At 41.7% G+C, this 14777-nt stretch carries 15 protein-coding genes; all 15 read left to right on the forward strand.

The annotated features are described in order from the left end of the window. Nucleotides 1-29: 29 nt before the first annotated feature. The 15 genes from ACYQ03_RS06040 to ACYQ03_RS06110 all read left to right on the forward strand — a co-directional run bounded on the left by ACYQ03_RS06040 (nucleotide 30) and on the right by ACYQ03_RS06110 (nucleotide 14769). Nucleotides 30-842, forward strand: coding sequence for an IclR family transcriptional regulator (locus tag ACYQ03_RS06040; protein ID WP_459908385.1), 813 nt, complete (start codon nucleotides 30-32; stop codon nucleotides 840-842). Beyond that, complete coding sequence (locus ACYQ03_RS06045; RefSeq protein WP_459908387.1) at nucleotides 832-1632, forward strand: nicotinate-nucleotide pyrophosphorylase; 801 nt, start codon at nucleotides 832-834, stop codon at nucleotides 1630-1632. Before ACYQ03_RS06040 ends, ACYQ03_RS06045 begins: the two co-directional genes overlap by 11 nt. 14 nt (nucleotides 1633-1646) lie before the next feature. Next, complete coding sequence (locus tag ACYQ03_RS06050) at nucleotides 1647-2567, forward strand: molybdopterin-binding protein (RefSeq protein ID WP_459908388.1); 921 nt, start codon at nucleotides 1647-1649, stop codon at nucleotides 2565-2567. After that, the gene (locus tag ACYQ03_RS06055; protein WP_459908390.1) at nucleotides 2542-3315 is read left to right on the forward strand and encodes a 2-keto-4-pentenoate hydratase; all 774 of its coding nucleotides are present in this window, start codon (nucleotides 2542-2544) and stop codon (nucleotides 3313-3315) included. The genes ACYQ03_RS06050 and ACYQ03_RS06055 overlap by 26 nt, the downstream gene beginning before the upstream one ends. A gap of 28 nt (nucleotides 3316-3343) precedes the next feature. Next, complete coding sequence (locus tag ACYQ03_RS06060) at nucleotides 3344-4219, forward strand: acetaldehyde dehydrogenase (acetylating) (protein ID WP_459908392.1); 876 nt, start codon at nucleotides 3344-3346, stop codon at nucleotides 4217-4219. Continuing rightward, on the forward strand, nucleotides 4216-5232 hold the full coding sequence (dmpG, locus tag ACYQ03_RS06065) for a 4-hydroxy-2-oxovalerate aldolase (protein ID WP_459908394.1): 1017 nt from the start codon (nucleotides 4216-4218) through the stop codon (nucleotides 5230-5232). The genes ACYQ03_RS06060 and dmpG overlap by 4 nt, the downstream gene beginning before the upstream one ends. A 3-nt stretch (nucleotides 5233-5235) precedes the next feature. Next, nucleotides 5236-5856: a 4Fe-4S binding protein gene (locus tag ACYQ03_RS06070; RefSeq protein ID WP_459908396.1), complete on the forward strand. Its 621-nt coding sequence runs from the start codon at nucleotides 5236-5238 to the stop codon at nucleotides 5854-5856. Beyond that, entirely contained in the window at nucleotides 5856-7277 is a 1422-nt protein-coding gene (locus ACYQ03_RS06075; RefSeq protein WP_459908398.1) for a hypothetical protein, read from the forward strand. The genes ACYQ03_RS06070 and ACYQ03_RS06075 overlap by 1 nt, the downstream gene beginning before the upstream one ends. Before the next feature lie 322 nt (nucleotides 7278-7599). Further along, nucleotides 7600-8370 (forward strand): IclR family transcriptional regulator, encoded by a 771-nt coding sequence (locus ACYQ03_RS06080; protein ID WP_459908400.1) that lies wholly within the window; start codon nucleotides 7600-7602, stop codon nucleotides 8368-8370. A gap of 82 nt (nucleotides 8371-8452) precedes the next feature. Continuing rightward, nucleotides 8453-9007 (forward strand): UbiX family flavin prenyltransferase, encoded by a 555-nt coding sequence (locus ACYQ03_RS06085; RefSeq protein ID WP_459908401.1) that lies wholly within the window; start codon nucleotides 8453-8455, stop codon nucleotides 9005-9007. Nucleotides 9008-9225: 218 nt separating this feature from the next. Next, the gene (locus ACYQ03_RS06090) at nucleotides 9226-10005 is read left to right on the forward strand and encodes an IclR family transcriptional regulator (protein ID WP_459908403.1); all 780 of its coding nucleotides are present in this window, start codon (nucleotides 9226-9228) and stop codon (nucleotides 10003-10005) included. 147 nt (nucleotides 10006-10152) lie between these two features. After that, nucleotides 10153-11193, forward strand: coding sequence for a TRAP transporter substrate-binding protein (locus tag ACYQ03_RS06095; protein ID WP_459908404.1), 1041 nt, complete (start codon nucleotides 10153-10155; stop codon nucleotides 11191-11193). 80 nt (nucleotides 11194-11273) lie between these two features. Beyond that, nucleotides 11274-11765, forward strand: coding sequence for a TRAP transporter small permease (locus ACYQ03_RS06100; protein ID WP_459908406.1), 492 nt, complete (start codon nucleotides 11274-11276; stop codon nucleotides 11763-11765). After that, a complete protein-coding gene (locus tag ACYQ03_RS06105; protein ID WP_459908408.1) occupies nucleotides 11765-13039 on the forward strand; it encodes a TRAP transporter large permease in 1275 nt (424 codons plus the stop codon). Before ACYQ03_RS06100 ends, ACYQ03_RS06105 begins: the two co-directional genes overlap by 1 nt. 26 nt (nucleotides 13040-13065) lie before the next feature. Next, nucleotides 13066-14769 (forward strand): aldehyde ferredoxin oxidoreductase C-terminal domain-containing protein, encoded by a 1704-nt coding sequence (locus ACYQ03_RS06110; protein WP_459908410.1) that lies wholly within the window; start codon nucleotides 13066-13068, stop codon nucleotides 14767-14769. The last annotated feature ends 8 nt before the right edge of the window (nucleotides 14770-14777 follow it).

Raw genomic sequence — 14777 nt, forward strand, 5'->3', positions numbered from 1 at the left:
CGTATATTAATAATTGGGGAGGTAGATAAATGGAAATTGTGCAAGGGAAAAAACAAACCTCTCAAATTCGTTCAATTGCTAAAGCTTTAACTATTATCGATATACTAACTTCCAGTCAAGAGGGCTTACCCCTGGCTAAAATTGCAAGTAAGTCAGGTAATGCTAAAAGTACAGTGCATGGTTTGTTATCGACATTAAGAGATTTTGGATATATAGAGCAGTGCCCATTTACTGGCAATTATAAATTAGGCATGCGTCTTTTTGAAATTGGTAGTATTGTGGCTAATTCCTGGGATGTAAGATCAGTTGCTGCGCCATACCTACAACAGTTAGTTAATAGAATTGGCGAGACTGTTCACCTCGTTGTGCTGGATAAAGGGGAAGTTCTATACATCGATAAACGCGAATCTACCAAAAATTTAAGGATTGTTTCAGAAGTAGGAATGCGTTTACCAGCCCACTGTACTGGGGTTGGTAAGGTTATGATGGCATATCTTACCGACGCTGAAGTAAAAAATATTGTAAAGGAGAAAGGACTCAAATCTTATACCCAAAATACGATCACAGATTTTACAGTGTTGATGAATGAACTGAAAAAGATACGGACACAAGGTTTTGCTTATGATATCGAAGAGATTATGGATAGTCTATGTTGCATAGCAGCACCAATATTTGATTATTACGGTAAGGTTTGTTCAGCTATCAGTATTTCTAGTACAGCGTCACTTTTTCACGGCGACCAGTTTGAGAATACGAAAAAAATGCTAACTAAAACAGCCAGGGAAATTTCTCAGTCTTTAGGTTGTAGATCAAGTGCTAGGGGTGAGTCGAATGGAACTTAGGGATTTCTTATTTGAACCTTTAAAAAACCAAGTATTTCAATTTGTAATAACTGCAAACCAAGAGGGTATTTTCTCAGGGGCAAATGAATTAAGAGAGTTGCTAAATAAACTTTCCGTTGACGTTGATTTTCTTGCCAATGAAGGAACTTTAATATCTAAGGGAAAGGTTGTTTTTCGCGGGCGTGGAGAAGCAGAAGAAGTAGTTCGAGCTGAAGAAATGCTACTGGGGGTCATTGGAAAACCTTCCGGTGTTGCATCCACAGCGGCAGAGTTTATAAGAAGAAGCGAAGGTAAAATTAAAATTGTCTGTGGTGCCTGGAAGAAGGTGACTCCTCCAATAAGACCTTCTTTGCGACAAGCCATTGCCACCGGCGGTGCCGGGGGTCGCATCACAGACAATCCTTTTATATATCTTGATAAAAACTATGTTCGAATGTTTGGTGGTGTCGGTCCTGCTGTAAGGCGGGCTAAGCAGTTTATTGAAGATAGGGAAGTATCTGTACAAATAAAGGGAGAAAGACAACCTATTGTCCAGGAGGCCCAAGAGGCCTATTTGGCTGGTGCTGGGATTTTAATGGTGGATACAGGGAATGTCGGAGATTTAAAAAACATTCTTGATACTGCTGCAAGGGAAGGCTGGCGAAGCAAAGTTAAATTAGCCTTTGGCGGTGGTGCAACATTGGATGAGTTACCAAAACTTATCTCCACTGGAGCAGATATCGTTGATGTTGGGCGAGGCATAATAGATGCACCAATGCTTGACTTTAGTTTAGATGTTACTTCCATGTAAAGGAGGCTGGTTCTGTGAAATGGGATCTCCTTGAAAAGACGACTTTTTGGATTGAAGGTATAGACCTAACAGAGATTAATCTTGGACAGGTAGCCGTCATAACGGCAGAGGCCCTGGGGATGAACAAGGATGACATCATGGTGGTTGATGTGCGCCCCGGCCTAATCGCCTTCGACATATTAAAAAGGCAGGTCGAGGCAGAAGCAATTGCCGGCAAAGAAAAAGAAATTTTAAACCGTTTAGGTGCCTTACCAGGTGTTAAGCTGGAACCTACAGCTACGGTCCATTCTGAAGGGGTACTGGGCTTAATTGCCCTAGGGGATCAAGAAGCACTAAAAGTTCTTAAGGAATCAAAACGTATGGTAGATGATATTAGTAAGGCAGTTGCCAAACGGGCAATAGTTTTTGCTTCTGGCAGTGAAGTGATAAGTGGCAAGATAGAGGATACCAATTCACCCTATATCATGAAGGTCTTGGAAGAGGCTGGTTTTAAGGTGAAATTTGGCGGCATTTTAGAGGATGATGATAAAATGGCCGCTGCCTATATTGAAGCTGCTTTGGAACAGGGATTTGGTCTAGTTATTACCACCGGAGGGGTGGGTGCAGAGGATAAAGATTTTAGTATAGAGGCTATCAAACGTATTGACCCTGAGGCTGCCACACCTTGGATTCTCAAATTTAAACCGGATTACCACAGACACCACAAAGAGGGTGTGCGTATTGCAGTGGGCCAGTCTGGTATTGCTAATATGATTGCTTTGCCAGGTCCCCATGAAGAAGCAAAACTGGGCAGTGGAAGATTAATCGAAGGCCTGCAAATGGGTTTAACAAAGCCAGAGTTGGCTGAGTATATTGCCGCAGCCATCAGACAGCGGTGGCACGATAAGATAAATAAAGGAGGGCATACGTATGAATCACAAAAACATAGCATCTGAACTACTAAAGGCTGAAAGAACACAAACCCCCATTGATGCACTTACAGCTACATATCCTGAACTAAAAATTGAGGATGCATACCAGATCCAACTGGAACAGGTAGCCATGCGTTTGGGAGAAGGACACAAGATTGTCGGCAAAAAGATAGGACTTACCAGCAAAGCTATGCAGCAATTGCTGGGGGTCAATGAGCCAGATTATGGTCACCTGTTCGATGACATGCTGCTCATGGAAGGGGAACCGTGCCGCAGGGATAAGCTGATTGCACCAAAGATTGAAGGAGAACTTGCCTTTGTTCTTAAGGAAAGATTAAAGGGACCCGGAGTAACCATTGCTGATGTATACCGTGCCACCGCTGGTATCCTGCCGTCTATTGAAATTGTAGATAGCCGCGTTCGTGACTGGAAAATCAAACTAGCCGATACCATCGCAGATAATGCATCTAGTTCCTTATTCGTCTTAGGTAGTCGGATGGTTCCCATTGAGCAAGTTGACTTGCGTCATGTGGGTATGATTTTGGAAAAGAATGGTGAGATGCTAAATAGCGGTGCTGGGGCAGCTGTTTGGGGCAATCCTGCTGCTGCAGTTGCTTGGTTAGCCAATAAGTTAGGCGCCTTTGATATTGCCCTGGAACCAGGGGAAATTATTCTTTCCGGTGCATTAACCGCGGCTGTGGAAGCCTCTGTCGGTGATGTATTCACCGTGTCCTTCCATACTTTAGGTTCATTAAATCTTAAGTTTATATAACATCAAACATCTAAAGGGAGTTGAGACTATGGAGAAAGTAAAAGTAGCTGTTATCGGACCAGGTAACATCGGTACTGACCTAATGTACAAAATATTTCGCAGTAAAAATTTGGAGATGTCCCTAATGACAGGGGTTGTAGAATCTGAAGGGATTAAAAGAGCACGTAATCTAGGGGTTAAGGCCTCCATCGATGGAGTAAATGCGGTTTTGGCAGAGAAAGATATTAAGATTGTTTTTGATGCTACAGGTGCAAAACCCCACCTAATGCATGCACCACAGCTAAAGGAAGCAGGTAAAATTGCCATTGATCTTACACCAGCTGCCGTTGGGCCCTACGTTGTGCCACCGGCAAACCTAGACAAGGTACAGGCGGAAACTAATTTAAACATGGTTACCTGTGGGGGACAAGCTACAGTTCCTATTGTGTATGCTATTAATAAGGCTGTGGGAGTAAATTACGCGGAAATTGTAGCCTGCATCTCCAGTAAGAGCGCCGGCCCAGGTACTAGACAAAACATAGATGAGTTCACCCAAACAACATCTAAGGCATTAAGGGTTGTGGGAGGTGCCAAGGAGAGCAAAGCCATTATTGTACTTAATCCTGCGGATCCAGCACTGATGATGTCAAATACAATCTATACGGAAGTGGAAAATCCCGATGAAAAAGCCATTACAGAAGCAGTAGATGCAATGGTTAAGGAAATTCAGGCTTATGTTCCTGGTTATCGTCTGCGGGTTCCTCCCATCATTGATGGCAACAAAGTGACTACTATTGTGGAAGTTGAAGGAGCTGGCGATTTTCTGCCTACCTACTCTGGTAATTTAGATATCATCACCTCCGCTGCTGTGGCTGTTGCTGAAAAAATTGCAGCAAAAATCTTAAACAAGGAAGTGGTAGCATGAGTCAATCAAAACATATCCACTTAATAGATACAACCCTACGGGATGGTAGCCATGCCATTAGTCACCAATATACAGCTGAGCAAATTGCCACCATTGCTGCCGGATTGGATCAGGCTGGTGTAGAATTTATCGAAGTATCCCATGGTGATGGGCTAGCAGGCTCATCAATTAACTATGGAAAATCCTTAATTAGTGAAAAGGAGATGCTGCAGGCTGCCAGCAGTGTCATTAAAAATGCAACTCTAACTGTTTTGTTAATCCCAGGGATTGGAACCCAAGAGGATTTGGAAATGGCAGTAGAAAATGGTGCTAGGGCAGTGCGGGTGGCAACCCACGTTACAGAAGCTGATGTAGCCCAGCAGCATATTCCCATGGCTAAAAAAATGGGACTAAAAGTCTTTGGTTTTTTAATGCTTTCCCATATGGTTCAGCCAGAGAAAGTAGTGGAACAAGCAAAATTGTTTGAATCCTACGGGGCAGATGTCATTTATGTTGCTGACTCAGCCGGTGCAATGTTGCCCGAGGATGTCAAGGCCCGCGTGAATGCTGTGGTTAATGCTGTTGGTGTGCCAGTAGGTTTTCACGCTCACAATAACCTGACTTTAGCCACGGCCAATTCACTGGCTGCTATTGATGCAGGTGCTACCTATATAGATGGTACCTGCCGGGGTCTTGGTGCTGGGGCTGGTAACTGTCAGATTGAAGCCCTAGTTGGTGTTCTAGAGAAAAAGGCTTGCCACACTGGCGTAGATTTCTATAAAATTATGGACGTAGCAGAGGGTCTAGTTGAACCCATTATGCACCGTCCCCAAGTTGTTCGTAATGCACCCTTTATGTTAGGTTATGCTGGTGTTTATGGCAGCTTCCTACTCCATGCCTACAGAGCAGCTGAAAAATTCAATCTAGATCCAAGGGATATTCTGGTGGAACTTGGGAAAAGGAAAATGGTTGGCGGTCAGGAAGATATGATTATTGACGTTGCATACCAGTTAGCTAAGAAAAGAGGTGCATAGGCTGTGAAGGTTGTAAATCTATTGGCTGTGGTAGATAAAGAAAAGTGTCGTGGTTGCAAAACCTGTGAAAGAATTTGTCCAGTTTTGGCCATTAAAATGGAAAACCGTAAGGCAGTGATCGAAGATGATCGTTGCCGTGGCTGTGGCAACTGTGAGCAGCGCTGCCCTGACTATGCCATTACTATGGTTAAAAGAGAACAACCCATTGCCATTAAGGTAGATGTAAGTGCAGTTGATTATGATAAAATTGAGCAATTATGCCGCAAAGCAAAGTTTAATCCTGAACAAATAGTTTGTTACTGTACGGCTACTAGGGCTGAAGAAGTTGCAGCAGCTATCTTGCAAGGAGCAAATTCACCTGAAGAAGTATCTTTCTTAACTGGTGTTCGCACTGGCTGTAAAGTCGAATGTATTCAACCAATTTTGAGGCTTTTAGAAGCGGCAGGAATAAAGCCTGAACCTCCTAAGGGTGGTTGGCAGTGGTATGGTCGGACTGTGACAGTTTGGGATATTCCAGAAGAAGTTAAAAATAAATATGCTAGCAGGGGCTTTTATTTTGACGAAGATATTAAAATTTTAGATCGAGTGGCAGATGCGCCACTGCAAGGAAGGAGTGATTCCTAATGCGTGCCCCCATTATGCCTATACCACCAAGGGTGTCCCAATATGGTATTGACCCTTCGTTAGTAAAGACAAGGGTGGCTGAACTACCGGGTATGACATCGGTAGGGCTAAAAGAACTATTTCCTGACCTACCAGAAGTAATCTTTCCTTGCTCCGAAGGGGTTGCTGCTATTCGCAGGGCTACTGAAGAAAGTCTAAGAAACGTTGATATGAGCAAGATTAAGCCAGAACACTCTGTGAATATCTTAGCTGCCCACCACGGATTTACTCTGTTAGGCGGTGATCCCTACGCAGAGATGTTAAAAACCATTAAGGATGTTATTGAAGCCCGTACAGGCTGTAAAAATATCCGCTTGCGAGCTGGTGTAGGACTACGTTTCCGTGAGACAGAAGAATATATCAAACGTTATGGCTTGGATGTTCACTTTAATGGTAAAGCCATCGGGGTAGCTCCGGTTGACGAAGGAATTGCCATTGAAACTGAAGTAGGCACACTGTATGGTATTCGGAAAATCTACGATGCCGACTGGGTTGTCCATGCTCATAATAGTGACGTAAGGGAAGTTCATTTTCATCGACAAGTGGACCGGGCTGTAAAACCCTTTGGTATGGCCTATGCACGTATTGAGACCCGCTCAACTTATCACCAGAACTTGGGACCCAGGGCTGCTAACTTTACAGCCCGTGCAATTTTTGATTCTCCCTTTGTACAAAGTAAATTTGCCTTTGCTTCTTTTCTAGAGGTTGCACCGAACGGTATCATTAACGTGGATTCGGACAATGACCTATATGCCTTAAATGATCGCATTACCCAAAGTGGTTTACGTTACTATGGAAAGATGATGACTCTCTTTGGTGAAATTGATGAGTGCATTGCAGCCCTGGATTTCCCTTGCCCGGTGGTTTATGTGTTCTCCGCAGGGGTTATCTACGCCAACTTTGCTGGGGCTAATACAGACCTGTATGATCTTGATACCGCTTTGCCAGCCTATACTTGGTATACCGAGGCATTTTATGGCAAACGTGGCATGCCGCTACTGAATGATATCCCACGGATAAACAAGGCCATTAAGATGTGCGTACAAAACTATGCTTGGACTGGCTACCCCAGTGCTTTCTTTAGTGAGCACATTCCAACCATTGTAGTTGGCCAAGAGCAAGCAGAACTCTTTAACCGTGATCCACAAAACCTGACCTATATGCAGCATGCAATGGTTGCCGAAGATACCAAGGCTGCTATGGAGTTTGCTTATAAGGTTACTGGTACTAAAAAGGTTCTTGTTTTTGATGGTGCTATGGGTGGCATTAATGTTAGTGAACCTCTAGCTGAATTTTTAAGAAGAAAGGCCCCAGAGGTAAGCAAGCGGGTTGATGAGGAATTAATGCCTAAATGGTTGCGTCAGCGGGGAGTAAGAATATAACAATATAGGTAGATATGTATCAAAGGCTGTTGCAATTTAAACTTAAGTTCTTAATGCAACAGCCTTTCTATATTAAACAAGAAAACTGTGGATTAGTACCAGCAGTTGACGTCTTATGATATTATTTTTCCGTTTTAATTATAAAAGGGGAATGAAAAATTACCTAGATAAATAGCATAAAGTTATTAAAGAAGTATGGACAAGGTTTTGTTCATTCTTTTTGTTTACTTATAATAAAAGTATCTAGAAATAAATATGAAAGATCCTGAACAATGTGCTATAATACAGAACATAATATGCTGTAAATCTGGGGGTAATACAATTGAAAAAAACTAATATTATCCAGTCAGTTGATAGAGCAATATCTATTCTGGAAGTTCTAGAGAAATCATCAGAACCTTTAGGAGTTACAGAAATAAGTCACAGGTTAGATCTTCACAAAAGTACTACCTTTGGTCTTCTTAGTACATTAGAAAGAAAGAATTTAGTTTATCAGGAACCTGAGAGTGGAAAGTATAAGTTGGGATTAAGATTGCTGGAACTAGGGGAGCAAGTCCAGCAAAGAATGAACTTACGGCATCAAGCCCGCCCATTCTTAAAAAAATTGGTAGAAGAATTTAAAGAAACGGTGCATTTGGTAGTGAAGGTTGAGAATGATTATGTTTATATCGATAAAGTGGACGGACCCCAGGCAATTAGAATGTATTCACAAATAGGTAAAAGAGCATTAATGCATTGCTCAGGGGTAGGCAAAGCAATATTAGCCTTTCTCCCTACAAATGAACAAGAAAAGATAATGACTGGAATTGAGTTAGAATCCTTCACACCGAATACAATCTCCAACTTTGATAAACTTAGTAAACACTTAGAAGAAATTAGGCAAAAGGGTTATAGTATAGATGATGAAGAAATTGAAATGGGACTTAGATGTGTGGCTGCACCAATTCTAAATCATCGAGGTGAGGCAATAGCTGCTATTAGTATTGCTGGACCAACTACCAGGATGACATACGAAAGAATCCAAGATCTTGTCCAACCGATCAAAGAAACTTCTTTACTCATATCAAAGACTATGGGATATATGCCTTACTAATTTATCATAACTTCCCCTTATTCTTTGATTTGAGCATCGGACTAAGGCAAAATAATAATTATTCTAATAAAAGGAGTATTCGATGAGAATAGTTGTTGGAATCACTGGTGCAACTGGTGCTATATATGGTATTCAGATGTTAGAACTGCTCCGTACACTGGGGGTGGAAACGCACTTAATTATTAGTAATTGGGGCAGGCGAACTATTGAATTAGAAACAAAGCAATCGATTGAGAAGATAGCCACGTTGGCAACATGTATATATGAGGAGCATGACCAGGCCGCCGCAGTTTCCAGTGGATCCTTTATTCATCAAGGTATGGTTATTGTACCCTGCAGTATGAAAACCTTATCCTCAGTGGCTAATGGTTATGCGGATAATCTTATTAGCAGAGCCGCAGACGTAACCATTAAAGAGAGTCGAAGATTGATTCTTGTCACTAGGGAAACACCCTTAAGCCCCATTCATTTGGAAAACATGTTGAAGTTGGCACGCCTAGGTGTTACCATTATGCCTCCTTCACCTGCCTTCTATCATAAACCCCAAACCATTGAAGATATTGTTCAACATACCACTGCCCGCATTCTTGATCATCTTGGGATAGAACATAATTTAATTCACCGCTGGGGTGAATAAGAATAGATATGTAGAATTAAGAGAGACCCAAACTCTACCGAGTTTGAGTCTCTCTTAATTTTGTAAAAAATAAAATAATATTAGTTTTAAAAGAAGGAAAAAACAGAAATTTGTAGAAAAAGAATATTATAAAAATTTGAAATCTAATAAGTTATTCTGAAAACGATGTACGGCATTAAAGGACGCAATGGTGTTTGTAAAAGAACGGATTCGGGGTGGTGAAACTGCAAAAGAAGACGAATATAGTTCAATCAGTTGATAGGGCAATTTTGATTTTAGAAGTATTGGAAAAATCACCAGAGCCATTAGGAGTAACAGAAATAGGTAATAGAATGGATCTTCATAAAAGTACAACCTTTGGTTTATTACATACTTTAGAAAATAGGGGTTTGGTAATACAGGATAAGGAGAATGGAAAATATAAGTTGGGCCTGAGGTTGCTTGAATTTGGAGAAAAAGTTCGTGAGAGGATAAACCTAAGGGCCCAGGCAAAACCTTTTTTGAAGCAACTAGTTGATGAATACCAGGAAACTGTCCACTTGGTGGTTAAAACGGATAACGAGTATGTTTATATTGATAAGGTCGAGGGACCCCAAGCAATACGTATGTATTCGCAAATCGGCAAGAGGGCTCTAATGCATTGTACAGGTGTTGGTAAGTCCATTTTAGCTTATTTACCCGACAGTGAGCTAAAGGGAATATTAAATAATATTAAATTAACAAGTTTCACGCCAAATACCATCACTACCTTAGAACAACTAAAGGAACAACTGCAAAGGATTCGGCTTCAGGGGTATAGTTTGGATGATGAGGAAATTGAATCAGGTCTCCGCTGTGTGGCAGCCCCGATCCTCAATTATAACGGTGAGGCAGTAGCAGCCATTAGTGTTTCAGGGCCCACCACTAGGATGACCTATGAAAGAATCAAAGAGTTAGTTGAACCAGTAAAGGAAACGTCTCTAAAAATCTCAAGCACCCTAGGATTTAAAATTAAATAAAATTTCTAAGAAACTCTTTTTTTGAATGATTATTAAAACATCGTTCGGTAATCACGAACGAATTTGAGGGGGTGTCAAATTAAACAAAGATTTTCTACTTTGGGAGAATAGCCTCAAAATTTAGAAGCAATTACAAGGAGGTACTTTATGATGAAAAAGAAATTTTTACTATTAACTGTGTTAATGATTAGCTTAATGCTAGCGGTTGTTGGTTGTGGTGGCGGTGGTACAGAGAAGGATGCCACAACTGGTGATAGCAGTGAACCTGTTACCTTTAAACTGGGTCACGTAACTCAAGTAACTCACCCATATAATGTCGCAGCAGAATCTTTTAAAGAAAAAGTAGAAAAAGAAACCAATGGTAGAATTAAAATTGAAATTTATCCTGCCCGCCAATTGGGCGGTGACAGAGATATGTTGGAACAAATTCAAAACGGTTCACTGGATATGGGTTTTATCTCTTCTGCTGTTTTTAGTGGCTTTACACCTGTCCTTGATGGACTCCAGTTACCATTCCTTATGGGGGACTATGAAACTTTAAATAAAGCTGTGAAGTCAGACGAGTCTAAAGCATTGTTGGATGCACTGAAAAATATCAACGTCAAAGGCTTAGCTTTTTATGATGCAGGTTTTAGACACTTTGTAACCATTAAAAAGCCTGTTGAAACACCAGCAGATCTAAAAGGTCTAAAATTAAGAATTGTTGAAAGTCCCTTAATGTTAGATATCTTTAATACCCTTGGTACCAACCCAACCCCTATGGCCTATGGTGAAATCTACAGTGGTCTGCAGACCGGCGTTATTGATGGTATCGAAATGGACCTAGCTGCTATTTGGGCAGAGAAATCCTACGAAGTAGCGAAAAATGTTTCTCTGGCCAGCATTTTCCCCTTCCCCACTGTTAACATAATAAATATGGATAAGTGGAACAGTCTTTCCCCAGAAGATCAGGAGATTATGCAAAGAGTTGCCTGGGAAGTAATTGATGAAAACCATGAATTCATTAAAAAAGCCGATGAGGAGAGTATAGCAAACCTTAAGGGAGCAGGTGTTAATATTACTGAAATCAAAGACGTTACCCCCTTCGCTGAAGCAACTAAATCTGTCTATGAGAAATATACTTCCAAGGATCCACTGGTTAAGCAGTTTGTAGATAAGGTAGAAGCAATCAAGGCTGAGAGTAAATAATTGATTAATTAAACAAATCAAAATTTGCCCCGGCTGGAAACCGGGGCAAATTTCTCTAGGCTAATGAAAGAGGTGAAGCAATGCAAAAGGTTAGCGAATTCGTTAATAAACTGGCCTCCTATGTGGTGATGACTGCAGTACTTGTGATGACTCTAGTTATTGTTTTACAAGTTATTTGTCGTTATTTTCTTGGATTTTCCTTTTTTTGGGCGGAAGAACTTGCTAGATACCTTTTGATCTGGATAACTTTCTTGGGGGGCAGTGTGGCCTTTAGGAAGGCACAATTAGCTAGTATTGATATATTGGTGGAAAGATTACCAGGTCTTTTGAAAGTAACCGTGGTGATTATTTCACAAGTCATTGTTTTAGGGTTTTTAGTAACTGCCGCCGTATATGGTTTTAAACAATCCTTTTCGCCAGCTGTCATAACACAGGTATCACCAGCATTGAGGTTACCTATGATGTATAACTACTTAGCCGTTCCCATTAGCTTTAGCATCATGTGCCTACATTGTTTAGGTAATGTATTTCAAAATATTTCAACAGCAATGAATGGGGGAGGTAAAGCATAATGGTTATAGCACTGGCTTTCATTGTTTTTTTGGCCCTCGGGATACCCATTGCTTTTGTTCTGGGTTTAACTGGATTAACCCATATTCTTTCCACAGGTAATTTTTCTTTTTTAATCAACATACCTCAAAGGATGTTTGTGGCGGCCGACAACTTTAGCCTTATGGCCATTCCCTTTTTTATGCTGGCTGGAGAGCTTATGAACTACGGTGGTATTACAACAAAATTAATTAATTTAGCCAGAGCCCTAGTGGGTCACTTAAAGGGCGGTTTGGCCTATGTCAATGTCTTTGCCAGTATGATTCTTGCGGCTTTGATGGGTTCTGCCAATGCTGAAGCTTCTGCCATGAGTAAGATCCTTGTACCAGCCATGGAAGAGGACGGTTATGATAAAGAATTCGCTACCTCCCTTACCGCAGCCTCCTCCATCATGGGTCCTATTATTCCCCCTAGTACTACTATGATTGTTTATGGTGTTGCTGCAGGTGCTTCCATTGGTCAATTATTCTTGGCTGGTGTTGTTCCGGGAATCATGTTGGCTTTGGGATTTTCTGCTCTTTCTTTCTACTATGCTCGGAAAAGAAACTACCCCGTAAAAGATAAAATGGTTCCCTTTAATGAGATTGTCAAGGCAACAATATCTGCTGGGCCAGCTCTGTTGGTGCCGGTAATCATGATGGGTGGTATCATTAGCGGGGTATTTACCCCCACCGAAGCTGCTGCCTTTGCTTCTCTGATTGCTTTTCTGGTAGGTGTATTTGTCTACAAGGAGCTTAAATTAAAGCATTTACCGAAGGTATTCCTGGATACCGGGGTGGTAACTGCTTCAATTATGCTAATTGTTGCAACAGCCAATATCTTTGGTTGGACACTGGCCATCGAACAAATTCCTCAAACCATTGCCAAAGGGATCCTGGCGATATCAGACAACCCGCTAGTGATCTTACTTATTATCAATATTTTCCTACTTTTTGTAGGGGCTGTGATGGAAACCTTTGCGGCAATTATTATTCTAGTACCAGTATTATTACCGATTATTACACAACTGGGCATAGACCCAATTCACTTTGGCTTAGTTGTCTGCTTAAACCTAGTAATTGGTCTGATTACCCCACCCCTGGGAGTCGTGTTGTTTGTGGTATCCTCTATTAACAAAATTACCGTTGAGAAGTTATCCAAAGGGGTTATGCCCTTTATTGCCGTAGCTATACTGGTGTTGGCGATTGTCACTTATTTGCCTGACTTAGTCTTGTATGTACCGAGATTATTCTTCTAAAAGCTTTCTAAATGGGAGTTGATTGGATGACTGTTTATAGAATTGATGTAAGTAATAGGAATGTAAACCAAGAGGAACTTCCCAAATCATATCACTTGCTAGGGGCACGGGGACTGGTGGACGCGATAATAGCTGCAGAAGTAGAGCCAACCTGTGACCCTCTGGGTCCCAAAAATAAGCTAGTGTTTGCCACTGGTTTGTTTGCAGGCACTTCGGTTGCCAGTTCTAGCAGAACCTCGGTGGGAACCAAGAGTCCCTTGACCGGAGGCATCAAGGAAAGTAGTGCCGGCGGTCCCGGCGGGCTTTACCTGGGAAAATTAGGTGTTAAAGCCATAATTATAGAAGGAGTTCCCCGAGATAATCAATGGCAATATTTGAAAGTTGATAAGGAAGGCGCTCAGTTACTGCCTGCAGATGAATTAGTGGGTTTGGGTTGTTATGATACATGTCAAAAACTTCATTATATTCATGGTGAAAAGGCTTGTGTTTTTGTCATTGGGCAAGCAGGTGAACAGAAAATGCTGGCTGCCAATATTGCAGCCACTGATAAGGAAGGAGTTCCGACCCGCCAATTTGGTAGAGGTGGCGTAGGGACTGTCATGGGTGCCAAAAAAATCAAGGCCATCGTTATTGATGTAGGCGATGCTGGATATGTCCAACCATTGAACAAGGAATTGGCAAAGAGTGCAAGTAAAAAATTTGCCCAGGGTCTTATTAAGAACCCTGTTTCCGGTAGTGCATTGCCCAAGTATGGAACAGCAGTTCTGGTGAATACCATTAATAGTTTTGGTTCTTTACCTACTAGAAACTTCTCCTCTGGTACCTTTGGGGAGGCCAATGAAATTAGTGGTGAGGCGATGACAGAACTACAAACCAAAAGAGGTGGTAAAGTGGGCCACGCTTGTACACCCGGTTGTGTCATTCGCTGTTCCAATGTGTATGTTGACAAAGATGGTCAGGAAATTACCGGTGGTTTTGAATATGAGTCTATTTGTCTTTTGGGCTCTAACCTGGCCATCGGCAATCTGGATGAAATCGCTTACCTAAACCGCTTGTGTGATGACTATGGTCTAGATTCCATTGAGGTTGGTGCCTCCCTAGGTATAGCCATGGATGCGAAAATTATTCCCTACGGAGATTTTCCTGCGGCAAAGGAAGCAATCCAGAGTATTTCCCAGGGAGGACTTTTAGGGAAAATTATTGGGCAGGGGGCCAAGGTAACGGGCCAGGTGTTTGGTATTAATAGAGTTCCTGCTGTTAAGGGCCAGGCCATGGCTGCTTACGATCCAAGGGGTATTAAGGGGATGGGGGCTATTTATGCAGTTACCCCAATGGGTGCTGACCATACTGCGGGACCCAGTTGTACCACCTTTATTAAGGCCAAGCCAGAGGAACAAGTGCACTTAGCCAAGGAATATCATATTAAGGCCACAGCCTTGGACAATACAGGTTTGTGCAGATTCTGCAGCTACGCAACCTTTAATGATTCTGAAACACTGGCTGCCCTACTGGAAATAATCAAGGCTTATTATGATTTAGATGTTAGTGTGGAAGAGTTTTGGGATTGGGGCAAGAAAATACTACAAGTTGAATTAGACTTTAACCAAAGGGCTGGTTTTACAGCGACAGCCAATCGAATCCCCGAATATATGCAAATCGAAGAACTTGGCCCCAAAGGTGTTGTATTTGATATTCCCGACGAAGAATTGGATAATATTTTACAATTCTAATCAAATAG

Source organism: Desulfotomaculum defluvii, from assembly GCF_054657375.1.

What these genes read in the sequence shown, in the direction of transcription:
- ACYQ03_RS06110 (WP_459908410.1), top strand. Translation starts at nt 13,066, where the DNA reads ATGACTGTTTATAGAATTGATGTAAGTAATAGGAATGTAAACCAAGAG.
- ACYQ03_RS06045 (WP_459908387.1), top strand. Translation starts at nt 832, where the DNA reads ATGGAACTTAGGGATTTCTTATTTGAACCTTTAAAAAACCAAGTATTT.
- ACYQ03_RS06095 (WP_459908404.1), top strand. Translation starts at nt 10,153, where the DNA reads ATGATGAAAAAGAAATTTTTACTATTAACTGTGTTAATGATTAGCTTA.
- ACYQ03_RS06060 (WP_459908392.1), top strand. Translation starts at nt 3,344, where the DNA reads ATGGAGAAAGTAAAAGTAGCTGTTATCGGACCAGGTAACATCGGTACT.
- ACYQ03_RS06040 (WP_459908385.1), top strand. Translation starts at nt 30, where the DNA reads ATGGAAATTGTGCAAGGGAAAAAACAAACCTCTCAAATTCGTTCAATT.
- ACYQ03_RS06075 (WP_459908398.1), top strand. Translation starts at nt 5,856, where the DNA reads ATGCGTGCCCCCATTATGCCTATACCACCAAGGGTGTCCCAATATGGT.
- ACYQ03_RS06105 (WP_459908408.1), top strand. Translation starts at nt 11,765, where the DNA reads ATGGTTATAGCACTGGCTTTCATTGTTTTTTTGGCCCTCGGGATACCC.
- ACYQ03_RS06055 (WP_459908390.1), top strand. Translation starts at nt 2,542, where the DNA reads ATGAATCACAAAAACATAGCATCTGAACTACTAAAGGCTGAAAGAACA.
- ACYQ03_RS06100 (WP_459908406.1), top strand. Translation starts at nt 11,274, where the DNA reads ATGCAAAAGGTTAGCGAATTCGTTAATAAACTGGCCTCCTATGTGGTG.
- ACYQ03_RS06085 (WP_459908401.1), top strand. Translation starts at nt 8,453, where the DNA reads ATGAGAATAGTTGTTGGAATCACTGGTGCAACTGGTGCTATATATGGT.
- dmpG (WP_459908394.1), top strand. Translation starts at nt 4,216, where the DNA reads ATGAGTCAATCAAAACATATCCACTTAATAGATACAACCCTACGGGAT.